The sequence below is a fragment of the Paenibacillus sp. V4I9 genome, from assembly GCF_030817295.1.
GTDB lineage: Bacteria > Bacillota > Bacilli > Paenibacillales > NBRC-103111 > Paenibacillus_E.
Genome location: NZ_JAUSZE010000001.1, coordinates 419323 through 442046, shown reverse-complemented (window position 1 = coordinate 442046; position 22724 = coordinate 419323). Strand labels below are relative to the sequence as shown.

Annotated in this window: 27 protein-coding genes; 7 read left to right on the top strand and 20 right to left on the bottom strand. The window is 45.2% G+C overall.

Going from position 1 to position 22724, the window contains the following annotated elements; all coding sequences use genetic code 11:
- Positions 1-10: 10 nt before the first annotated feature.
- Both QFZ81_RS02120 and QFZ81_RS02115 read right to left on the bottom strand, forming a co-directional pair.
- Positions 11-1174, bottom strand: coding sequence for a YhgE/Pip domain-containing protein (locus QFZ81_RS02120; protein ID WP_307434403.1), 1164 nt, complete (start codon positions 1172-1174; stop codon positions 11-13).
- A 461-nt stretch (positions 1175-1635) separates the two neighbouring features.
- Positions 1636-2100, bottom strand: coding sequence for a YiaA/YiaB family inner membrane protein (locus QFZ81_RS02115; RefSeq protein ID WP_307601280.1), 465 nt, complete (start codon positions 2098-2100; stop codon positions 1636-1638).
- 446 nt (positions 2101-2546) lie between these two features.
- Between QFZ81_RS02115 and QFZ81_RS02110 the strand changes: the two genes are divergently transcribed.
- On the top strand, positions 2547-2906 hold the full coding sequence (locus QFZ81_RS02110; RefSeq protein ID WP_307601278.1) for a hypothetical protein: 360 nt from the start codon (positions 2547-2549) through the stop codon (positions 2904-2906).
- Positions 2907-3255: 349 nt separating this feature from the next.
- On the opposite strand, the gene QFZ81_RS02105 is transcribed toward QFZ81_RS02110, so the two are convergent.
- Positions 3256-3516, bottom strand: coding sequence for a hypothetical protein (locus tag QFZ81_RS02105; protein WP_373463622.1), 261 nt, complete (start codon positions 3514-3516; stop codon positions 3256-3258).
- Here QFZ81_RS02105 and QFZ81_RS02100 point away from each other — a divergent pair.
- Positions 3456-3935 carry an extracellular solute-binding protein gene (locus QFZ81_RS02100; protein WP_307601276.1) on the top strand — a complete coding sequence of 160 codons (480 nt, stop codon included), beginning with the start codon at positions 3456-3458 and terminating at the stop codon, positions 3933-3935. The two genes, QFZ81_RS02105 and QFZ81_RS02100, sit on opposite strands and share 61 nt — an antisense overlap.
- A gap of 77 nt (positions 3936-4012) precedes the next feature.
- Here the strand turns inward: QFZ81_RS02100 and QFZ81_RS02095 are convergent, their stop codons facing one another.
- From QFZ81_RS02095 to QFZ81_RS02070, 6 genes are all read right to left on the bottom strand, one after another.
- Entirely contained in the window at positions 4013-4177 is a 165-nt protein-coding gene (locus QFZ81_RS02095; RefSeq protein WP_307601274.1) for a hypothetical protein, read from the bottom strand.
- Positions 4178-4644: 467 nt separating this feature from the next.
- Complete coding sequence (locus tag QFZ81_RS02090; protein ID WP_307434434.1) at positions 4645-4956, bottom strand: hypothetical protein; 312 nt, start codon at positions 4954-4956, stop codon at positions 4645-4647.
- 314 nt (positions 4957-5270) lie between these two features.
- The gene (locus QFZ81_RS02085) at positions 5271-5894 is read right to left on the bottom strand and encodes an MBL fold metallo-hydrolase (RefSeq protein ID WP_307434437.1); all 624 of its coding nucleotides are present in this window, start codon (positions 5892-5894) and stop codon (positions 5271-5273) included.
- An 11-nt stretch (positions 5895-5905) separates the two neighbouring features.
- On the bottom strand, positions 5906-6472 hold the full coding sequence (locus QFZ81_RS02080) for a thioredoxin family protein (protein WP_307434440.1): 567 nt from the start codon (positions 6470-6472) through the stop codon (positions 5906-5908).
- Between the two features lie 77 nt (positions 6473-6549).
- A complete protein-coding gene (gene uptA / locus QFZ81_RS02075; protein WP_307434443.1) occupies positions 6550-7149 on the bottom strand; it encodes an undecaprenyl phosphate transporter UptA in 600 nt (199 codons plus the stop codon).
- 71 nt (positions 7150-7220) lie between these two features.
- Entirely contained in the window at positions 7221-8132 is a 912-nt protein-coding gene (locus QFZ81_RS02070; RefSeq protein WP_307434446.1) for a LysR family transcriptional regulator, read from the bottom strand.
- A gap of 119 nt (positions 8133-8251) precedes the next feature.
- Between QFZ81_RS02070 and QFZ81_RS02065 the strand changes: the two genes are divergently transcribed.
- From QFZ81_RS02065 to QFZ81_RS02055, 3 genes are all read left to right on the top strand, one after another.
- Entirely contained in the window at positions 8252-8728 is a 477-nt protein-coding gene (locus QFZ81_RS02065; RefSeq protein ID WP_307434449.1) for an HPP family protein, read from the top strand.
- Positions 8729-8838: 110 nt separating this feature from the next.
- Entirely contained in the window at positions 8839-9285 is a 447-nt protein-coding gene (locus tag QFZ81_RS02060; protein ID WP_307434452.1) for a cupredoxin domain-containing protein, read from the top strand.
- Between the two features lie 96 nt (positions 9286-9381).
- Entirely contained in the window at positions 9382-9699 is a 318-nt protein-coding gene (locus QFZ81_RS02055) for a dehydrogenase (protein ID WP_307601272.1), read from the top strand.
- 61 nt (positions 9700-9760) lie between these two features.
- Here QFZ81_RS02055 and melA read toward each other — a convergent pair whose 3' ends face one another.
- On the bottom strand, positions 9761-11059 hold the full coding sequence (gene melA / locus QFZ81_RS02050) for an alpha-glucosidase/alpha-galactosidase (protein WP_307434456.1): 1299 nt from the start codon (positions 11057-11059) through the stop codon (positions 9761-9763).
- A gap of 147 nt (positions 11060-11206) precedes the next feature.
- On the opposite strand from melA, the gene QFZ81_RS02045 reads away from it, so the two are divergent.
- Positions 11207-12061, top strand: a complete 855-nt coding sequence (locus QFZ81_RS02045; protein ID WP_307601270.1) for a helix-turn-helix domain-containing protein — start codon at positions 11207-11209, stop codon at positions 12059-12061.
- Positions 12062-12118: 57 nt separating this feature from the next.
- Here QFZ81_RS02045 and QFZ81_RS02040 read toward each other — a convergent pair whose 3' ends face one another.
- From QFZ81_RS02040 to QFZ81_RS02025, 4 genes are all read right to left on the bottom strand, one after another.
- Entirely contained in the window at positions 12119-12535 is a 417-nt protein-coding gene (locus tag QFZ81_RS02040) for an exosporium protein C (protein ID WP_307601268.1), read from the bottom strand.
- Positions 12536-12683: 148 nt separating this feature from the next.
- Complete coding sequence (locus QFZ81_RS02035; RefSeq protein WP_307601266.1) at positions 12684-12977, bottom strand: Dabb family protein; 294 nt, start codon at positions 12975-12977, stop codon at positions 12684-12686.
- Positions 12978-13192: 215 nt separating this feature from the next.
- The gene (locus QFZ81_RS02030; protein ID WP_307434465.1) at positions 13193-13873 is read right to left on the bottom strand and encodes an NAD(P)H-binding protein; all 681 of its coding nucleotides are present in this window, start codon (positions 13871-13873) and stop codon (positions 13193-13195) included.
- A 14-nt stretch (positions 13874-13887) separates the two neighbouring features.
- Positions 13888-14685 carry an RDD family protein gene (locus QFZ81_RS02025; RefSeq protein ID WP_307601264.1) on the bottom strand — a complete coding sequence of 266 codons (798 nt, stop codon included), beginning with the start codon at positions 14683-14685 and terminating at the stop codon, positions 13888-13890.
- Positions 14686-14814: 129 nt separating this feature from the next.
- Here QFZ81_RS02025 and QFZ81_RS02020 point away from each other — a divergent pair, with 129 nt between their 5' ends.
- Positions 14815-15786 carry a stage II sporulation protein M gene (locus tag QFZ81_RS02020; RefSeq protein ID WP_307601262.1) on the top strand — a complete coding sequence of 324 codons (972 nt, stop codon included), beginning with the start codon at positions 14815-14817 and terminating at the stop codon, positions 15784-15786.
- On the opposite strand, the gene QFZ81_RS02015 is transcribed toward QFZ81_RS02020, so the two are convergent.
- The 6 genes from QFZ81_RS02015 to QFZ81_RS01990 form a co-directional block, all read right to left on the bottom strand.
- Positions 15781-17154: a DUF58 domain-containing protein gene (locus tag QFZ81_RS02015; RefSeq protein ID WP_307601260.1), complete on the bottom strand. Its 1374-nt coding sequence runs from the start codon at positions 17152-17154 to the stop codon at positions 15781-15783. The genes QFZ81_RS02020 and QFZ81_RS02015 overlap by 6 nt on opposite strands.
- Positions 17105-18025, bottom strand: a complete 921-nt coding sequence (locus QFZ81_RS02010; RefSeq protein WP_307434478.1) for an AAA family ATPase — start codon at positions 18023-18025, stop codon at positions 17105-17107. The genes QFZ81_RS02015 and QFZ81_RS02010 overlap by 50 nt, the downstream gene beginning before the upstream one ends.
- Positions 18026-18030: 5 nt before the next feature.
- The gene (locus QFZ81_RS02005) at positions 18031-19257 is read right to left on the bottom strand and encodes a DUF4350 domain-containing protein (protein ID WP_307601258.1); all 1227 of its coding nucleotides are present in this window, start codon (positions 19255-19257) and stop codon (positions 18031-18033) included.
- Complete coding sequence (locus QFZ81_RS02000; protein ID WP_307601256.1) at positions 19241-19894, bottom strand: DUF4129 domain-containing protein; 654 nt, start codon at positions 19892-19894, stop codon at positions 19241-19243. Before QFZ81_RS02000 ends, QFZ81_RS02005 begins: the two co-directional genes overlap by 17 nt.
- Positions 19887-20942 (bottom strand): DUF7847 domain-containing protein, encoded by a 1056-nt coding sequence (locus tag QFZ81_RS01995; protein WP_307601254.1) that lies wholly within the window; start codon positions 20940-20942, stop codon positions 19887-19889. Before QFZ81_RS01995 ends, QFZ81_RS02000 begins: the two co-directional genes overlap by 8 nt.
- A 109-nt stretch (positions 20943-21051) precedes the next feature.
- On the bottom strand, positions 21052-22659 hold the full coding sequence (locus tag QFZ81_RS01990; RefSeq protein WP_307601252.1) for a sensor domain-containing diguanylate cyclase: 1608 nt from the start codon (positions 22657-22659) through the stop codon (positions 21052-21054).
- Positions 22660-22724: the final 65 nt, after the last annotated feature.

The following is a 22724-nucleotide window of genomic DNA, read 5'->3' as shown; positions in this document are numbered from 1 at the left end:
CGTACTTGAGCTAAGCGGTTTGTGGACGTTGTTCCATGGCAGGCACTGCCTTTGCCTTTTTCGCAGATACAACCAAGATATCGATTACTAGTGCAACTGCGGCAATAAGAAACAAGAAACCGGCTTCCTTTGTAACACCTGGCCCACCAAACAAGATATTCATTAACCCATTCACTGCATAGGTAGCTGGGAAAGCATTACTGATTGTATGATAAAAATGCGACAAAAGCTCCCTTGGCACAATGGCACCCGAGGACACCAATTGCAAGGACAACATCGCGATGTTAAATAGCATACCTGCGTTCCCAAACAATGTCAAAAACATTTGAGCGACGAGCGCAAAGGTGAGTAAGAATAAGGTTTCGAAAGCCCAAAGGGATAAAAAGCCTTTCTCCACATGCCCGCCCAAGGCAATGACCATCGTTGCACTGATCAGTCCCACAACAACAACGGCAATAATAGTCACAACGATACGCGCGGTCATTTTGCCCATCTTATTAACAGATGCACCCAGTATATTCGTAGATACATTAAAGTTCATTCCCATGATCATCGTACCCACAATAGAAGCAAGCACTAGCATCATAGGAAGCATCTGATTTGGCATATCCTTTACTTTATTGGTGCTTTGAATGTCCGAGGTCACCTTAGTTGCGAGTCCTTGAGCTATTTGCCCTGCTTGCTCAGCTGGTAATTTCGGATTCATCTGTGTTAGAACTGCAGATGCCCCAGCTGCTACTGCCTCTTTGTTCACAGACGCCGTGACATTCCCGGCTACCGCTTGCATCACGGACTTCGTCATAGAAGGATTAGACTCATTAATTGTATAAGTAATAGGTACCGTCTGTCCTGGTGTTTGAAGCTGTTTAGAGAAATCAGCCGAGATATGCATAACCATCTGAACTTGACGATCATTTAACAGATTTTGTGCTTGTTCATTAGTAGTCACTAACTCCGTTTGAAACGGAAGATTGCCTTGCAGGTTCTGAACAATTTTGCTCCCCAAACCTTGATCTTCATTGACGATCGCGATCTTTAATTGGCTCGTATTATCGGTTACTCCCTTATAACCCGTCATCCAAATCAAACTAAACAACAACTGAAACGTAATGGCTGTGATAATCCCGACCTTCGTCGTTGCTTGTTTTAGAAATGCACCTAATGCGTGTTTCATATTTACCACTCCTCTTTGTTAAACGACCGTTTAAATTAAACGTTTGTTTAAATTATAGATTGGAGCTTAAAAGCTGTCAATACGTCTTTTTAGCTGCTGCTGCTGAAGAACTTATAATCATCGTTGACTAATAGTATAAATTTTTGGAGGGTATTACACTCAGTGTGTCTGACTCAGTGATCGTGCAACTTACACTTCGCTTTAGAAACTGGATTACGAGCTATAGTTTTGTTCGAGGGAGAGGTTCCGCCTGCATATCAAATCTAATATTATATTTTCTGAGACTAATACTAAATTTCTCCGATCATCATAGCAGCAGCAATAAAAAAAAATAAAAAAAACCGCCCCTGTTTGGCGGTTTAGAAAATAATATTTGTTATCAAAAAAATCTTGTTAAATAGGCATGTTAACACTATTAACACTTGTTAACATGATTTTCTATGCATTTATAAGCATTATTATTAGCCGTTCAGATTTTGATTTTCCAAGATTTCTTTGTCCTCAACGTTATCGCGAGTAACTTTTTGTACCCCGATAGAGCTGTAGGAGATCAAAAGCATAACGGCAACGTAGTAGCCCTTTACGTTTAAATCGAATGGCGCGTTAAATAATCCAATGAAAAACATGACGAATCCAATTATTAACCCGACTATCGCCATTCCTGTGAAAGCGGGAGTGTTACGCATACGATGCTTAGGATTTTCGATTTTCATATCTTTGTCCTCAGCATTGTCCCGTATCACCTTTTGGGTGACGATGCTTGTGATGGTGATTAGGAACATACATAACAAGTAATAACCTTTGACGTTTAATTGCCAGTCAGCATTGTAGATGCCAAGGCAATATAAGAATAATCCAGCCGTAAGAGCGAAGTAAGAAGCCGCTGTGAAAGCTGGTGTGTTACGTTTTTGATACTTTGGGTACATTGGGGGCCCACCTCTTATGGTTTTTTGTGGTTTACTTATTGTTGGTTAGTGCATCATCATAATTGGATCTCTTTTACAAATATATTAACTTACCGAGCAGCATAATAATAGGCTTATTTTCATGTAGTACCTATCTGGTAATTAGGCAACATTTGTTATATTAAACGACTGTATTGTTCAATTCATATTCTCCAAGTTAAAGATCAATTTTTATTAATCGAAGTAATTTGATAAGTTCTCTTCGCGTTTTTACTTTACTCATAAGTAACTGTTCGGATAAGACTGCTAGGATCCATACAATAACTCCTGTCGTATCCAAATCCCTATCTGAGCTTTTCTTATTATCTAATAAATGAACTCCAAGCGCAAAACACATTCCGTCTCTATTTTGTCCAATCACATCTAGCATTCTATGAATAAAATGAGAGCATAGGGAGGTGATTACAATGGCTTTGTTCACAGGTGTTATCGAAAACCGTCATTTTACAGTAACAAATTTAGTTATCAGTTTATCCAACGAAGGCGATGTCCCAGCCGAAGTTGAACTCCAGGTGTATCGCATACCGACTCTGGGGTTCAGCACTGCAATACTTTACGTTTTGCACACAGTTTCACTAGCTCCTTTCAACGAAGTAAACTCTATTATTACTTTTGACAACGTATTTGCGAAAGTAAGTCGATTTGCCGTTCGTGTATTTCCAAGCGGTCTAGGGGGGGCTAATATCGTCCCAACTGTTGGCTTATTAGATGACTCAGCGAATGTTATTCGCATAATCAAACCAGGTGATTTTCAAGCTACTGACTGACCTAATGTTTTAAGCTAGCAGCAAGGCCAGCCATTTTCTGACCACGAAGTCTTCAGTTACGACGATGTGGGTGGAATAACCACCTTGCGTATATTGCCCGTACCTAGGAGGATCGAACCCCTGACCTCTTGCATGCCATGAAAGCGCCATCCCAGGCTGAGCTGACCCTCATTATGATCTTGTATTGAAGGAAGGGGTAGCCCCGCGTCTGATAACGAAGTTTACATTGCCAAAAAACCATAGCATACTCCGGCATCATAAGAACCTTGCCTGTGGCGGAAGGATCCTCTATCTTGTTACTTGATAATTTCACTATAGACGTTTTGTGTAGCCGTAATACTCTGACTCTCTAAATCGGTAAATCTGCTCCATCTCTCAAAAATAACGGTATAACTTCGAGTGGTGCATCGCTCTCTATCCAAATGCCGCCCTCATGGATTTGACCCGTGCTTACCTCTTTCCATGATGAACCTTTTGGCAAATAAATCTTTCTTACTCTTGCACCTTCATAAAGTATAGGGGCTACGAGCAGATCAGGACCGAACATGAATGCATCCTCAATGTTCCAGGCTTCACGATCCTGCGGAAAATCATAGAACAGCGGACGCATTGGGGGAGTACCCTTTTCGTGCGCAGGGCTGGGGAGTAGCCTTAATCCCTAAAGATAAGCAATTCGCCTCTGTGCTAGGCGGAGAAAATTTGGCGGTGATTAAAGGTGAAAACAGCGGTGAGGCTATAAAGTTTCTGACTTACTTTGCGGACCCTAAAGTCATGAACAATTTCGAAAAAGATTTCGGGTACTTTCCTCCCAGAAAGGACGTGGCTTCCGATCCTTTATGGACAAAAGATCCGCTATTGCAAATTTTTTCTGAAGAAATGCAGTATGCACGTCCTCGACCTGCTAGTCCACAATGGCCGGGAATTTCTAAAGCCATCTCTGCCGCTTTAGTAAAATCGTTATCGCAATATGCCGATCCGATTGAAAATGCCAAGGAAGCGCAAGCAAAAATAGATCAATTATTGAAATAACCAGAGATTAGCCATCAATGCTAGTCTCTTTAATTTGACTATAAATAAAAAACTCCCCATTCACGGGGGAGTTCAATTTATGTTGTTTGTTGTGTGTCAAAATTTGATGCTGGGTTACCGTAACCATCGAGCTTTTCATCGCCAATGATATCGACAAATTCTTTCGCTCCTTCTGGAACGGAGAGAATATCTGATGCCTCAACAATTGTTTCTAAATTTCCTTCAAACGTTTCTATATCCATTTTTATGCCTCCTTCGAAGAATAATATTGATATTATGTACCAACATTTACCTGAACATACAATGAATTATTTCAAGGTTCAGTAAAGCCATGTGAGGCCATAGAAATCATCCTCCACGAATCTTCCCCAGTCACTCTATCAAACTTGATATACGCGGCATCCTCATGTTTGTCACAAGCATGTAGTTCATAGTCAACATTTCCAATTCGAAATGTCGCTGGTTGATCGCAGTAAGAGCATATTGCCGTATTTACTATTCCTATTCCCATGCCCATTAACACCCACCGTTCAATACATCATATAACGTCCATGATGCCACCTTCTTGGCATTTCTATACATAGTAAAAAGTGAAACGATACGAGACAGGAATGCTCCCAGTGGCTCCATACTTATGAAACAAAAAAGTAATCCAATCCGGTCGAAAATCCCCAGAAGTGGATTACTTTTTTATTGACGATCAATGAAATTAATATTTACAAATCCCACGCGTAATAATCACAAGCAAAATGAACAGAACGAGAATACTTCCGACTGAGTTATAAGAGCTAACTTTTGCTACAGGGTGGTGTACAGCAACCGGTTTTGGGAAAACATAGGATGTTTGTTGGTAGGATGCGTGCAAATGGATATCATTGTGGACCGGGCTTTGCATCATAGGAGCTTGCGGCTGTACCGATAGCGGCATTTGGGTTGGCATCGACATCGGCATCGGCATTGGCATCGGAGCTGGCATCGGCATCGGGGCTATTGGGTACGTTGGAGCTTTTGCATATTCCATGAAAGAGCACCTCCTCAAAGTTTTCCTTAAGGAAAACTTTCATCATCAAATTAAATGGTCTTAAACAACTTTGTTTTCGTTTAGGTTTGGGTGAATAGCTTACAACATCAGTCTATGGGGGAGCACCTACCTTGAACACGGTAAACACCCAGATCCAAATAAAATGGTCTGATGTCATGGGCGAACGAGCATGCATGCATGGGCAAAAACGATCCAAAACCACGCGAAAGGGAACTCGATTCGTTATCGTAGTTCCTCTTAGCTCATTTCCAACTAAAAAGGACTGCCCCACAACGGGAGCAGCCCTCTCATATTTACACATATGGATTGTTTTCTCGTTCGAAACCAATCGTTGTTTTGGCGCCATGTCCTGGATACACAATGACGTCATCATCGAGTAAAAACAGCTTATCTTGAATGGAATCCAGCAGCACGTTGTTATCCCCACCGAGAAGGTCCGTTCGACCTACCGACAGTTTGAACAGAACATCTCCACTGAACAGGTGCTTCTCGTATAAGAAGCTCACACTTCCCGGTGAATGACCGGGGGTATGGAATACCTTAAGCTTAATGCCAAGAAACTCGAGCGTTTGCCCTTCGTCTAGCGCATATTCAGCCGGGTCCGTTTCAATCGGAGCTCCTAGATCAGGCCAGCGAGCTGAGCCGTTTTTCTTTGGATTCGTCAGCCAGTCGGCTTCCAGATCGTGAATATACACGGGGCAGCGTTTGAGCTTACGGATCTCATCGACCCCACCGATATGGTCAAAATGAGCATGCGTGAGGAGAATCGCTACAATATCCAAATCGGCAATCTTTTTGATAAGTGATTTAGGATTCATGCCTGGATCTATGATAATGCCTTTTTTCGTTTCGGGATCAGATAACAAATACGCGTTCGTACTTACCGGGCCTAGCACAAATGATTCTATTTTAATCATATGTATTCACCTTAGAACGACTCGATTAATTCACGAAGTTCCTTCACAATAACAGCATGATATCCGTTACCTTCACCATATTGACGGCCCATTTCGGCTCTGGCTACTTGAATTTTTTCGTTATAATCTGCCGCTTCACGATCTGGATTTTCTTTTTTGAATTGATTCATGACAGCTTGCACGTGTTTCGGACGCGGACCCCATTGTCCCAAAACAAAACCGCCTGTATCTGTAAATATAACAATTGGAATCGCACGACCGCCACCCGTCAGGAACTGGTCAATAACGTCGTAATTTTGTTCAATAATAAGTACTTCCGTAGGAATACCGCTGTTCTCCAGCGCTTTGAATACGACAGGTACGTTACGAACAACGTCGCCGCACCAATCCGCAGCAACGATTAGACAGCGCAGATCATCCCGGTTGTTTAGAGAATCGAAATACTCCTTGTCCTCTTCATTATCCCATTCAAATCCATTGTAATAAGCTAAAAATTGCTCTTGATTTTTCTCCATGCTGTCAATGAACTGCTGTGGCTTTAAGCCAGTGCGTAGTTTGCTTGCAAGATTCGTACTCATCGCTGATCATCCTCTCATATCGTCATTCGTTTCTTTTATTGTAGCAAATGCACGCGAAAGCTCCAAATCTTTGTGGCTTATATCTTCGCTTTTCTTTTCAAATATAATTGATAACCCACATACAAGATCGTTAAGACAATCGCTGCGATAATTAATGGCTTAATGTATGGTCCTGCGATTTCGTCAATCGTTTCCCAGTTATCTTTGAGCTTCATGCCCAAGTAGACATAGAGAATGGAATATGGAATTAAAGCTAGACCTGTGTAGAGTGTAAACTTACCTAGTGGCATTTTGGCCATACCCCCGGGAAGGGATATCGCATGACGGACAATGGGAATGAATCTAGCTGTGAAGATCATGCCTGTCCCATAGCGGTTAAACCAAGACTCAGCTACATCAATATGATGTTTGCTGATAAGCAAATATTTACCGTACTTCTCAAGGAAGGGTCTACCTCCGTAGCGACCGATCCAATAGAGCACCACTTGCGCTAAGGTACCGCCGATTACAGCACAAACTATAGCGCCAACAAAATTAATCTCACCTTTAGACACCAGATAGCCTGCGTATGCTAAAAGCAGTTCGTTAGGGATAACTTCCAACATTAATCCGAGGAAAATCCCCCAATACCCAAGTCCTTCCAAATAAAGCAGTACATTGTGAATCAACTCACTCATCCATGAAACCTCTCTCCACTTAGAATATCCGTTTCTAGTCTATAAAACATTCTATCACAGACGGGCTCCTATCAACCAGTTCCACGCTCTTTTTGCGCTAAAAAGTAGGATATAATATGCTCCTTGCAGGCATGTACGGGTGCACTTAAATCTTTGCCTGAGCGATGAATGAGCCCATGCTCTAGCAAAATTGTTTTCTCCTGCTGCAGTCTCAACAATTTGCCCGATTGAAGCTCTTCCTGAACGGATGTTAACGGCATTAAGGAAAGACCCATTCCAAACATCATGGTCTGTTTAATCATTTCCGTGCTGTCGAACTCCATCGCTGTAAAGGTGGCTAACCCTTTGTCTGCTAAGACCTGAGAGGCCATCGTTTGGTAAATGCAGCGGCTTCCAAAGCCAATTACTTTGGTATCCGCTATTGCTTCCCAACCATCGTTCTCCACACGACTTACCAATGCAGGAGCCCCTACCCATACCAATTCATCTTGGATCAGAGGTATAAAAGTAAGATTGTTAGCCTTCGGGTCGCGAGGAACAATACCAAGGTCAACGCGGTACGCAGACACTTCTTGGATAATATCACGTTGATAACCGGTTTCCAGTTGCAATTGTATCTGAGGATATTGTTCAAATATAGTAGGCAGCAGCTGTGGAAGATGCGGCACGCAGAAGGATTCAAGCGCTCGGAGCCGCACCACGCCTTTGGGTTCATGCAGACCGGTTAATTTATCTTGAAGGGATTCGCCAAGCTGTAGGTATCGATACGCATAGGGGGCAACTTCTCTGCCCGCAGCAGTTAATTCTACACCTCGGGGCAAACGCCTAAACAGAGCTTGACCCAATGTTTGCTCAAGTTGATGAATATGCATCGTAACCGTTGATTGCACGTATCCGAGCTTGAGGGCTGCCTTGCTGAAGCTTTTCTCCTCCATCACCGTGATGAAGGTTTTCATGCTGCGCCCATCCATATGTTCAAGCATTGTACGCCACCCCTACCTATCGAATTATCGAATATCTATTATCATAATCATTCGTTATTCAAATGATTTAACTCATGATACCATGAGAATTAATAAAGGAAAAGAGGTGTACACAAGCAATGAATAGCCCTGCATCATTCCCAAAAGCATTCGCTCTGCTCATCCCCGGAATCGGCGGGTTTCTCGCCATTCTGGTTTGCAGCTTACTCGGCGATTTCACCCGAGTCTCGCTGCTTATGGCGCCCTTCGGCGCCTCATGCGTCATCGCCTTCGCGCTCCCGCAGAGCCCGCTCGCGCAGCCCCGCAGCCTTGTCGGCGGCCACCTGCTGAGCACGCTCGTCGGGCTCTGCGCGCTCTCCGCCTTCGGCGTCCACGCGTGGAGCCTCGCCCTCGCCGTTGGCGCCGCCATCACGCTCATGCAGCTGACGCGCACGCTGCATCCGCCGGCCGGCGCCGACCCGCTGCTCGTGATGCTCACGGGCGCGGGCTGGGGCTTCTTGCTCACGCCGGTGCTTCTCGGCGCCGCGCTGCTCGTGCTGGTTGCCCTCGTTTATCACCGGGCAACCCGAACCCATTACCCCACAGCATGGTGGTAATTAGAACCCTCACTTGAACATCGGCTTGAACTGTTCATCAGATCATAATCATGCGCTGACAAGCCTCCGCATAAGATGTACAAGAACCTTGTACAGGAGGCGGACCAACGATGTCCCGAGTATGGATTATTAAACGTAAGCATCTCTTTCTGGCAGCCGCTGCTCTGCTGCTGCTCCTCTCCGGCTTGCTGTATATGAACCGTGGGAGCATCGTCTCAACGGCAGCCGAGCCGACTGCGGAAAGGACGATTCACATGGTAACCGGAGAGTTCAAATCAACCACCGCAGACGGTAAAACAATTGAAGCCTATCGATGGGATCCGGGCACCGTCGTTGTCCAAAAGGGCGAGAAAATCAAGCTAAGCATCTATGGTGTGAACGGTCAGAGCCACCCTTTTCTCATCGAAGGGCTAAATATTAGCGGTGAAGTCAAAAAAGGGAAAGAAACCGTTGTACATTTTACAGCCAATCAGGAAGGGACTTACCGCATCATTTGCTTGACGCACACGGATATTGCCCATAGCGGTCCGATGATCGGCTATATCGTGGTGGATTAGCCTCTTGGCCCAAATGGGCGGCTTAGGTTCCTGTCCCCAGTGGCTCTGCGCCCTCTCCATGCATACAAATAGCATAGAGGGAGTGTGGATACAGTCATGATCAATAACAAGCCGAGTGAAAAACATAAGCAGCAGTTCCCCAGTGCTCGCGGAATTCGGAGAGCTTGCAGCAAGGAATTATACCGAACCGTTAAGCGCTTGAAACTATGGATTTCTCCCGAGCAGATTAGGGCTGCTGAGGAGCTCTATGTGAAAAAAGTGATGCTGAATCTTCCATTCATCATGGAGAACGGCAGTAACCGCAAAGCGCTTTCCGACTGGTTTGACGAAAATGTAGGGCCAGAAATTGCCCCGCTTTGGAATGTGGAGCTTGAAGTACTAAATCATGCGTTTCGTGACGCATTCGGTGGTTAAAGCAAAGAAGGCCATGGGTATGTTAGACATACGCCATGACCTTCTTTTTCATATGAACATTTTAGTGATATTCAGGCAGCCATTTGCCGTGTGCTTCAATTAACTCATCACACATCGCAACGATATCGTCCATCGACAGCTCTGCTGATGTATGTGGATCCAACATAGCCGCGTGATAAATATGCTCGCGTTTACGTGTGATTGCTGCTTCAATCGTCAGCAGCTGCGTATTGATATTCGTACGGTTGAGCGCCGCTAGCTGCGGAGGCAGATCGCCAACGTAGGTAGGCGTAACTCCATTACGGTCTACTAAGCAAGGAACTTCAACGCATGCTTCGCGCGGCAAGTTCGTAATTAAACCAGTATTCATCACATTACCGCCGATTTTGAACGGAATATCGGTCTCAATCGCTTCGAAAATGTAGGAAGCATACTCATGGGAACGATTGTGTGTCAGATTCGCATCATTTACCAGATCCTCGCGCATTTGTTTCCATCTGCTAATTTGCTCGATGCAGCGGCGTGGATACTCGTCGAGTGGAATATTGAAGCGGTCTACCAGCTCTGGATAATTGCGTTTGATGAAATACGGATGGTACTCCGCATTATGCTCGGAAGACTCGGTAATATAATGACCGAATTTCAGCATCATTTCATAACGAACCATGTCCCAATGCTTCTCTTTTTGCTTTTCCGCGGCCCGCTTCTTAATCTCTGGATAAAGGTCAACGCCATCCTTGGTTACTTCCAACAGCCATGCCATGTGGTTGATGCCGGCGATTTTGGCTTTAACGCCTTCCTTTTCCAAGCCCAGACTTTTGAAAAGCTCCGGAATACACGCTTGTACGCTGTGACATAAGCCAACTGTACGAACACCGCCATACGTGTTCATAACATTGGTTAATACTGCCATCGGATTCGTATAGTTGAGGAACAGGGCATCTGGACATACCTCGCGAATATCCGCTGCGAAATCCAGCATCACAGGAATCGTACGCAGATTTCGGAAAATACCGCCGATACCGACCGTGTCGGCAATCGTTTGACGCAAGCCGTACTTTTTAGGGATTTCAAAATCCGTTATTGTACATGGATCATAGCCACCTACTTGGATAGCGTTCACCACATATTTAGCTCCGCTCAGAGCTTCCTTACGGTCCGTATAAGCTTTTATAACAGACGTACTTCCGCTAGTCTTTTTGATGTTATTCAGCATGTTAGCTGAATCCTGCAGACGTTCGTGATCAATATCAAAGAGAGCGATTTCAAAGCCTTGCAGCGCAGGTGTGAGCAAACAATCACCAAGTACATTTTTCGCAAAAACCGTACTTCCAGCACCTAAAAAAGTAATCTTGGACATGTGTGAATCTCCTCCATAGTGAGTTCTTTTTTCTTATCCTCACTATAGCGCAGGACGACTTCCAAATACATGGATTGAACGAACTCCTATATGGACATTTGTAGTTTATTGATGTATCCTAGAAACAAAAACTATAAAGAGGCTTCTATGAATCAGGATCATTCCTATTTCGCCCTTCATATCAATCCGCTCCATAGCACCAATGAATTATCCGTACTTTTCAGTGGAGAAGGCAAGCCTATTCCTCTGCATAAAATGGGACCTGCCGTGCATGATTATTACCTTATCCATACCGTGCAAGCGGGAGAAGGCACGTTCGAGATGCATAACCGCACTTACCGGTGCTCCACTGGAGACACCTTCGTTATTTATCCCGGAGAGTTGTTCAGTTATATCGCAGATAGCGATCATCCCTGGCACTATACATGGGTTGCCTTTTCAGGCCGCGCTGCAGGAACCTTGCTTTCGCAAATTGGCGTTTCCCCCCAACAGGCCGTCATTTCGGGGAGCAACCCCCGCTCTATACGTCATTATTACCGACACATTCGCTCCAGCTTTCAGCATTCTGACACTCCTGTGCTTGAGGATATGGAATCCGCTGCTTGGCTTCGCCTCTTAATCCGGGAACTCGGGCGCATGAACAGCCACCAGATTGCCGTTAAACCAACAACCGAAACTGATATCGAGCGTCAGGTCGGACAAGCCATCCGATACTTAGAACTGCAATACACACAGCAGGTATCTATCGAGGAACTCGCACACACACTAGGCTATCACCGTACGTATTTATGTAAGATGTTCAAACAATCTACGGGCTTAGCCCCTATGCAGTATCTATTAAAAGTTCGCATGGAACGGGCCAAACAGTTGTTAGAGACATCTATGACTATTGACCAAGTAGCGTCTTCTGTCGGATTTAACGATGCCCTCTATTTTTCCAAACAATTTCGCAAATGGAGTGGAGCAGCGCCTTCGGTTTATCGTAAAGAACAGAAATCCTAATAGGTGAAAAGAAAGCCTACAACCCCTCAGTTTTATCTGGGGCCGGAGGCTTCTTTATTAGAGGGCGTTAATAACTAAAGCGCTCAAAGTAATAGGACCTATGACAGTAGCCGTTAAACCTGCTGTCAAAGACTCAATAGATAAGGTATAGCCATGCGATCCTGCTGGTGGGTTAACATCGATTGCTTGAATTGTCGGAACATAGTATTTCTCAACGCCAGATTCAATACCAAGTCGTGCATAGTAAATGACTTGACCATCGCGGAAAATGCGGAATAATACACTTCCTGTACCTACATCTCCTCTTACTCCAATTGTTGCTTTCAATTCTACAACTTGAGGATATGTGGCTGGAACATCCACTCTGACTTCCGCAAGTCCTACTCCTGCCGGAGTTAATGGGACAGGAATTTGTACCCCATCTGTAACGGGCGTAACCGTAAGACCAAAGTAACTTTCGATTTGATTTGCCATGATTCTTTCATCTCCTTTTCTTGTAAGATACTATATTGTATGAAGTTGATAGATTAATAGATTGGACAAAATAATCATTTATTGAAATTATCCGCATAAAAAAAACTGCTGACAAGGACGGATCCTTATCAGCAGTTTTTTCGTATGATTAAATTTCAATATCAACAATCAAGCTATCGACTCTGCCTACTTCTCTAATATATGCAGCAACCGCTTGGTGCTCCGGATTTGGACCATAAGCCTCAAGAGCTGCTCTATCCTCAAAACGTACAGATAAAACAATTTGGTAGCCTTTGTTCTTCTCTGAAAAGTTAATGCCCGCTTGAATATCTACAATGCCTGTTAGATGCTCTTTTAACGCTTTAAATCTATCAACGACTTCTTGGAGCTGCTCCTGTGTCGTTGTTTCACCGAATTTTACAAGTACAATATGATCGATCATGATATAAAACCTACTTTCCCTGTGTGTTTATATTTAACGTTTGATTAAGCGCAGAAAACGCGCTTTCAGCGAGAGCGTAAGGAGCCGAAGCTCGTCAGTAGAGTCTGAGAAGCCGAAAAACAGCTTCTCTGCAGATTGTCCCGCGCGTCCGTGCTGCTTAGAGATTAACGTCCTTAATCATATCAGGTAGGCGTGTTCACGTCGATATGGAACCTCTACTTCGAAGCAAGCTCAGCAATCTGAGCTGACAGCAGCACATGTGTGCCGAACTGACCTGACTTTGCGGATTTAATTAATCCCGTAGCGATCGTTTTCGCATGGATCGGCCGATACGTACGGAGTCCACCGATCATAAGCGGGGAAATGGCTCGCGACACCATGCTTCCCAATTTCTCACCCCGTCGAAACTCATCTCGTTTACCTAGAATAAGTGAAGGACGAAGCATGTAAAGCGCATGGAGCTTAAGCTCCCTTAGGCCTTCCTCCACCTCTCCCTTTACCCGATTGTAAAAAATCGAGGATTTGCGGCTCGCTCCCATCGCAGTTACTATGGCAAATGCCTCTGCCTTACCCGAACTAGCTATTTGCCCCAATTTCATAGGGTACGCCAAGTCTACTTTTCGAAACTGCTCTTGGGATCCTGCCTTCTTAATTGTCGTACCTAACGTGCAAAATACATGAGCATGCTCCATGTCAGACGGTTCAATAAGAGCATCCAGATTGCTAAAATCGGTTACGATTTGAACCAATTTCTCATTTCCGCGGAGATGACTAATTTGCATGTTTTTACGAACCAGTGCAATCACTTTCGTGTATGCCTGATCTTCTAGAAGCAGCTTAATCAGCTCACGGCCAACTAATCCGGAACCGCCTGCTACAATGGCTGTGATTCCCATATAAGCCCTCCTAATTAAACTTCCCAATCGTTTCTGAGCTTCTCATAAAGTTGAGCTAAATATGCAGCAGGATCCAATGTAAACCCTAGGTCATGTTCTAACTTATTAGAAAAATGTTGAGCAATCGGTACGGCTAACTCCTGTAATCTTACATTGTGCATTGTCGGTATTCGCTCAACCCAGGCTTGTAAAAGCTGCCAGTCTATCGAAGAGATCTCTTGTCTTTTGGCTTCGTCTATCTCCAAGGTGAGGATGGGGTAGTTCTTTTTGGAGATGACCTTATCGATATGCTTTCGACGTTTCATTCGTTCAAAACGAGCTTCAATCACAACAATCGTTCCGGCTACCATATCACCGATGCGCTTATCTTTTGAACTAAAGATGATACTGACTGCACCAATGAAGTAGAAAGTTGGCATCATATCCAGTAAACGAAATAAGTTACGAATCAAGATCGATAATAAGGTTGCAGACTGACCGTTATTTTGGAGCACGCGAAGTCCTAGAATTCTTTTCCCGGGCGTTTGCCCTCCCATGAAAGCTTCTGTGCAGACGAAATAGCCTAAGTTCACTACAATCCAAAGAATGATGGCAATTGCAATCAAATAATCTGCAAGGGCAGGCAGCCAATCACCCGAATATAACCTGCTTATCAAAATAGCAAATACAAATAAAAGGCCATTCATCACAAGCAAAATCAAACAATCAAGTATATGCGCTAACGCCCTGCTGCCAATGCCTGCGGTTTGAAATTGCAATTGCACCTGCTCAGGTGTAACTATGGTTAGTTCTTTATCCAGAGACTCGTTCATAGCATCTCCTTATGATTTCAAAATTATGGTAACGAATGTCATTGATATGCTAAAATGAACAAGCAAAACTCTTAGATTATGCTCACGATGCAAGTTTTGCCAAAGCAAAACTCTTAGGAGGTCCACCCCATGAATATCTCGCGCTTTATTCGAGAACATAAATCGCAATGGACAGAGCTTGAGCAGCTGCTGATTCAGCTTAGTAAGCGGAAGAGCAGTTTGCAGGCCAGCCAAGTGAATCGATTCACTGAACTTTACAAAGTCGCATCTGCTCATCTCGCTACCTTACAAACTCACATGCCTATGGATGAAACAACCCTATATCTGAATCATCTCGTGTCCCAAGCTCATAATGCGATGTATAAAGAAAATAACAAAAGCAGTAAACAGATGAAGGAGTTTTTCCTCCACTACTTTCCATCGCTAATACGCGCGAGAAGTCTATTTGTGGGCTTTGCCCTTTTCTTATTTTTGCTTGGTGGGCTGCTCGGCTTCCTGTCTGTATGGAACGATCCATTGAATCTATCCATGATCATGCCAGGGGCCATGGCCGATAGTATTGACCCTTCCAAAACCGCCGATCCACGCGGCGACCTGCATTCACCACTTGTATCAACAGCCATCATGACGAACAACATTCGAGTCGCCGTTCTCGCTTTCATAAGCGGTGTAACGCTTGGGATCGGGACCATCTATTTAATGATAAGCAACGGCCTTATTGTAGGAGCATTAGCTGCCGTTTTCATGCAATCTGGGAAAAGCTATGTATTCTGGGCTTACATATTGCCGCATGGCATTATTGAGCTTACCGCTATTTTCATCGCTGGCGGCGCCGGTTTGTATATGGGATATCGATTCTTCGTTCCAGGACCCTTTCCGCGCAAGCTGCGTTTTCTGGAGTCGGCCAAGGAATCCGCCCAGCTCCTGATCGGCACGATTCCTTTATTCATCATTGCTGGGATTATTGAAGGTTACATTACACCGTCCACGATGTCGCTTGAGGTTAAATATCTCATAGCCGGAATGACTTTATTGTTACTCGCACTCTATTACGGATATGGCATTAGTCATCGATCTAAACAAAAACAATTAACGCTATGAACGATCTCGCGATTTCAAATCCAAATAAGCATTAACAGCGCTAAGTGTCAGTTGGTCGGCAGGGACATCCATCACCGGGATGCCACGGCCGGCCATTTTGGTTACATAGGCGTAACGGTCTGTTGTAAATTGGTGGGCAATACTTTGCCGATAAGCCTGGCGGCTATCCTCAGCGCGAATACGTACCCATTGATGAAGAAGCGGATCCTGCAAGGACAAGAGCAGCACATGGTGACTTCTGCGCAATCGCTGCACATATGGCAGCATCTCTTGATCATACAGATAACTTTCCATATCGGAAAATAGCACGACAAGCGAGCGTTTTTTCAGAAAGCGCAGCACATGAGAGAAGGCGATCTGTGTGTTAGACTCCACGAAATCCGTCCTCAGATCATACACGGCCCTCGTTAACTCCTGAAGATGGGAAAGCCCTTTTCCAGCCGGTACGTACACTTTCACTTGGCTTGCGTAAGCAATTAACGCTACTTGATCCCCTTGTTTAAGAGCTACGGCAGCAAGTGTTAATGCAGCTTCCAGTGTCCGGTCAAGCTTCACTTGTCCCTCAAGCTCGATAGCCATTTGCCGACCACAGTCCAACACTAAGGTCACAATCTTTCCTTTTTCCGGCTGGAAAAGGTTCGTCATCAGCTTCGTCGTGCGAGCAGACGCTTTCCAATTGATATGTCTCATATCGTCGCCTTGCACATAATCACGGATATAATGAAACTCCGAGCCGATACGCTGCTTTTTGAATAGTCGCTGGCCTTCTAATATTAATGCATCCTGTACAGCGCCTAGTACACCTCGTACCTGAGATAAATCAGGATAGATATCAATCTTATCTACCTGTTTCAATCGCACTTGCTTCTTCCAAAGCCCCATGCCTCCGGAGTAGCGCAAGTATACATGTTCGAAGAAGTATTCCCCTCTTTCGAGAGCCATCGTTGTATAAAAGAAAGAGGCTGAAGTTCCTCGGAACGCGCCGCTCAAATGGTTGCTTACCATGCTGAATGTTTGGGGCAAATGATCCATTAATTCAACGTGAACAGACGGCTGTTCCTCGGATTCAAGCTCAAGACCCACCTCAAAGCTGCTTCTGACATCCATCTGCTCCGGAAGTTTGCGCCGGATTCCCCAACTGCTGCGTTTAGGAAGCAGTAAAAGATCAATGCCACTTAACACGCAGAGCAGTGCATTCCAGCTCCAGAATACAGGTAGGGCGGCATCAAATATAGAGGCTATTAACGTGACTACTGCACCTACGAATACGAGTACAATGAATCGGTTCGTTGGCAGGATAAAGTCCTGAAGCAGGAATTTATCGAGGAACCGGAATAGAGCCGAGCGTCTCTTGGATGATGTGGTCACTTGTTCCGCCCTCCAATTCCGCTTGCGGTGTTAACAGCAGTCTGTGCCGCAGTGCAGGTCGCGCTACAAGCTTAATATCGTCAGGCGTCACATACGTTCGTCCATCCAGTAAGGCCCAAGCTTTACTTGCCATCAGGACGGCAATTCCTGCCCGGGGACTAGCTCCCAGCTGTATGCGTTTGGACTCGCGGGTCTTACGAATAATTGTGGCAATATAGGTGTATAAGGATTCCTCCACAACCACATCGGAAAGCCTGCGCTGCAGCTCTGTGATGCGTTCTGGGGTCAGTATGGCCGCGAGTGACTCCTCTTGATGCTGCCCAAACGGTACGTGGCGGCGAAGAATTTCCACTTCAGCTTCTTCACCAGGATAATCAAGCACCAGCTTGAACAAGAAACGATCGAGCTGTGCTTCTGGAAGCGGATAGGTACCTTCGTATTCAACGGGATTTTGGGTGGCTACGACAAAAAAAGGATTTGGGAGCTTGTATGTATTCCCCTGAATCGTTACTTGGCGCTCTTCCATTGCTTCTAGGAGAGCCGCTTGTGTCTTCGGTCCGGAACGGTTAATTTCATCAGCCAATAGAACATTCGTGAAAATAGGACCTTGAATCGTAGTAAATGAATGATCCTGCATATGATAAATGACGCTGCCCGTAATATCTCCGGGCATCAGGTCTGGCGTAAATTGAATACGGCGGTAATCGCCGCCTGATAATTCCGCAAGGGTGCGCGCCATCTTGGTCTTTCCTAGACCCGGCACACCTTCTAGCAGTACATGACCACCAGCCAATAGGGCGGTGACGAGCAGCCTTATGTTCAGCTTTTGGCCGAACAAGCGCTGCTCCATCGATTGGATTAATTCATTCATTGCGCTCACTCCTTCTCCAAGTAGGCGATCATCTCGCCCATCTCCCGCGTTCGCTGCACGAACGCTTGGGTGCTCACGCCCCGCTGCTTCGCAGCGCGGGGCCCAGCAGAGCCGCCGCTAGCAGGCGGCTCCTCCAGCAGGCGCGCGAGCTGCGCCGCCTGCGCCTCAGACATGCGGCCGCGAGCAGCTTCCGCGGCCTGCAAAGCACTTGCGCTGGGGCTAAGCCCCCAGCGCTGATGCAGCAGCTGCCGCAGGAACAGCTGCTGGTGCGCAAGCGCCTCGTGCTGGTAGCCGAGGCGCTCGTACCAAGCGGCGACGGCGTGCACGCCTTCGTCGCCGCGGCGAACCGTCCACGCCCGCGGCGTGTAGACGGGGCCAAAGCGCTTGCCGCGCAGCCAGAGCCACAGCAGCAGCGCGAGACCAAGCTGCACGCTCGCGAGCACGAGCCACGCGGGGTAGACGGCAAGCAGTCCGGGCTTCGTCCCGAAGCCGTGATGGGTCTCATCAACCCACACGGCGTCCCAGGACTTCGCGAACAGCGGCCAGATCAATTCGAAATGGGACTCCTGATCAATCGTCCCATTCTGCATCCAGTTCGGGGTCATCACCACGGTGATGCTGCCCGAACCTTCTTCTATACGGCTGGCGAGCACGCCGTGGTCATCTTCGAACAGCACCCGCCCGTTTCCACCGGGCTTAATCCGGTACGGTGTATCCACCCGTCCCGTCAGCAGCCCCTCTGCTGGCGTGTAATCCGGCGAGACCCTAATCGTCGAGACAGACGTCCTCTCTTCCGTACTCTCTTTCGCACTCTCATTCGCACTCACTTCCGTACTCACTTCCGTACTTCCCATCCCAATCTCCCCTGCCAACACAGTCCCCCAAGGCTCCCACCCTTCGGGCTTGCGATCAAACAGAACAACATCATTACCCTTCCGAACCCAACCCAACAGCTGCTCGCGATCTGCCTTGGTCACAGCCGACGGCTGTAAGGCAACCAACAGCATCGCTTCACCATTGGGCAGGTTTTTCCAGTTTAGACGCCATTCCTTTACAGCCTTCTGCTTCGTACTCAGCAGTTCTTTCCAAGCTTTCGTGCCGTCGATATCCGCCGAGAAGGACAGATAGGGAGGTTGATCTGGGAGCTTTGGCTTTACTAGCCAGTAGCCTAATGCGAGAAATAACAGGATGCTGAGTGCTAGTCCCACATGCAGCTTATTCAGCCCTCTCATGTGCAAAGCCCTCCTCCCTGCCGATAACACGGGCAATCTGTTCATACATAGAAGTAAACTGTTCCTCTGTTACAACTTCCTTGCCATACCAAATGCGTTCAAATAAAAGCGAGCTATCATGGAACAAAGGGACTAGGGAAGAAGCTGAACCTCCCAGCTCCTCCGCATACTCCCAGTTCGTCTTCCATTTCTCCACACGAATCATACGTTTAGCTTCCATAAAGAACAGAAGTGACAGAAAGACCGAGCGTACGCCCTCTCTCCAGTCACCAGTTCCCTTTAGCTCCGCTGCTTGCTGCCAATAGAAGCGATAAGAACGGCTAATTTCTCCTACAGGCAAGTAAGCATCAGAGCGGATTCTCTTTTGCCAAATAATTTGCTTCAAGAACCAATAAATCGCAAATGCAGCAATTCCAAGAAGTGTAACGACAACACCAACTGTCATCCAGTCCGTTACCGAATCAGAAACTTGAAAATCTGGCAGCCAGCTCCGTATTTTACGAAAAAGCGGCTTCAACCATGCCCAGAACGAGCTGTTCTCTTTGACCTTATAAGCCGTATATTCGCTTTGATTTAAGATTTGTTTTAATTGCTCTTTATCCTCTTGCAAAGAAGTCGCTAAAGCTGCATTAATCATTCTTTTTATCCAAGTCTATCGGACGAAGATCTTCAAAAGTATCAAACGGCTCCAGTTCTTCCGCTGGCTCAGTTGGAGAAGTTTGCATCGTGCTTTCAATCAACGATTCAAGTCCCAGACCCTCATTACGAACCTTGAGATCGAAGTAGCTAACCGCATAAGGCAGAAACCATAGGGACATGACCAATATTGAAATTAAACTTTGTAATAACTGAGCCCCTAGTCCTAAACCCAAGACTGCAGCAATAATCAATTGAATGACGAATAGGAAAAGATACAAAATGAGCGTAAGTACGAAGTACATCAAAAATAAACGCCAGAAGCTTTTGCGGGTCAATTTCCAACTGCGGCCTAGTCCAACAGACTCTTCACCCATTGCAACAAAAGGCAAATAATAGCACCAGCGAATGAAAAAATAGGAAAAGGTGAAGATAGCTCCAAGACCAAGGATGACAAAGAAGACAATCGTTAGTGCCACCGCACCTCCACCAAAACCTCCTACCGAACTGGATAAGTTTCCACCTATCGCAAAGACGATAGCAAAAATGACAATAATAATTGCGAGACCTATGTATATTCCGAACATGATAAGAGCATCCAAGAACGTGCTTCCAGCTAACGGCCAAAATCGACGGAACGATTTGCGCAATAGCTCCCCGACTCCCGGTGTTTCTTCGCCGAAGAGGCTTGCTTTAACCAGATGTAAGACAGAAGCCACCGAAGCTGGCATAAGGCCAAGAATCATGATTGGTACTAAAACCAACACAAAGAGGAGTGTCTTCCCTATGTCTTTCGGCGTCTGATTATTTTTCATAAAAGAACCGGATCCAAACATATCCTGCATGGATGCTCCACTGCGAATCTGCTCAAGAATGGATGATGACGTACTTGCCGTCTCTTGATACGTCAGCAAATGCTGCAGTAAGTAAAATGGACCATACAAGATCAGCATGATAATTGTCAATGTCACAAAATGCTTGCGGTACAAATGGAAACTGCGATCTAATATTCTTCCAATTCCCATTGGTCTTAATGATGCGTTTTGCATGGAGAACCCCCTAAATGTTGGTAATTCAAATACTCTCTGACTATTATACACTAAACCCTCAAATTTCTGACCATCAAATTCTACACAAAAAAAACTAGATCAATACCTATCATTGATCTAGTTCTACTCTGTTTCTTCCACCGGATTTCGCGCGATAGAGGGCATGGTCTGCTCTGGAAACCATATCTTCAAGTACCATCGTACCGAACACCAGAGTAGGAGAATATTCAGCTACACCTATGCTCGCTGTTAGTCTTACGGTAACCTGCTCATCCGAGTATGGTTCTTCCATGATATGTAGTCTCAGATCCTCAGCCAAGCTTACACTTTCTTGTGCATTTTTACGCAGGGCAAGTAGGATAAACTCTTCGCCTCCATAGCGTGCAACAATCGTATCTGTTCCCGAATGCCGCTGTAGTATAGAAGCAACGTGATGAAGGACGCGATCACCCACCAAATGCCCATAGGTATCATTGATTTTCTTAAAATGGTCAATATCGAACATCATAACGGAGCACATTTGCCCTGCAGCAATACTGGCTTGAAGCTGTTTATTTCCTTCTTGCATCATATAACGGCGATTATGAATTTCTGTCAATTGATCCACCAATGCGGAATGCTCCAATAGCGAAATATTCTTCTTGAGCTTATCAGACATCAGGTTGAATGTATTGACCAACTGCCGCAATTCAATCGGAGCCATTCTAATTTTATCCGCATCAATCTGATAGTCGTAGTTCCCGTTCTGAATGATCTTTGTACCGCGAAGCAAGTATCTAATCGGTCTCTCCATTCTAGATGCAATCGTAACGGCAGCACCGATACTGAGAATAAGGGCAATAAGCGAAATGATAATAATCGCAATACTTAATTGATTTAATTTCTGAAAAACTTCTCTCTGCGTGATCTCACCTACGACAATCCAGCTTTTTCCTGTAGACCATTTATACTGGCCATAAACCCTTTCACCGCGAAATCCAATATAGGAATCATTCGAAGTGCTCCCTGTCTTGGCTCTTTGCATAATTTCAGTTTTCATCGGGACATTGACGAATTCTTCGCTTTTGCTTGTATTACTTGAGGCTGTGACAATATACCCGTCCGAATCCAACACATAGACTTCCCCAGTTTCACCAAAACTTAGCTGCTTCATTAAACTATTCAGCATTTCCAGTGTTACTACGCCTAGCACAGCACCTTTGAAATCATTATGGTCGCCAAGCACGGGAGCAGAGAACGTTATGACGGGTTTCCCTGAATCTTTGGATAGGATAACGCCGGAGATAAAGCTTTTCTTCTCAAGCGCACGTTTAAAATAAAGTGTATCTCCGACATAAATCTGGATTCTAGGATCCGCATCCGAACGAATATATCCATCTTTTTCTACGTAACTAATCGACAAGAATTCAGAATTCACTCTTGAGTAGTCTTGAAATTCTCTTTTTAGTTCGCCTATTTCATGAAATTTTGCATGGTCGGATAAGGCGAATCGTTTAATCGTATCCAGTTTTTCCTGATTCCATCTTTCAATATATAAACTTTGCAAGACAATCATTTGCTTTAATTGATTTTCAGCTTCATCTAAGCGATTTTTCTTCTCTATAAAATAAAAAGGGACAATAATTGAAAAGGTTAGTGTCACAATGACAACAACGATCCATAATTGAAACCTCATTTTTATCGTTTGATTTGTAAAATAAGAAAACATCGGTCTCATTAAGATTTTTGCTCCTCTTCATCCCTTATTTCATCATTATACCCTTATATTAGGACAAGAACAGA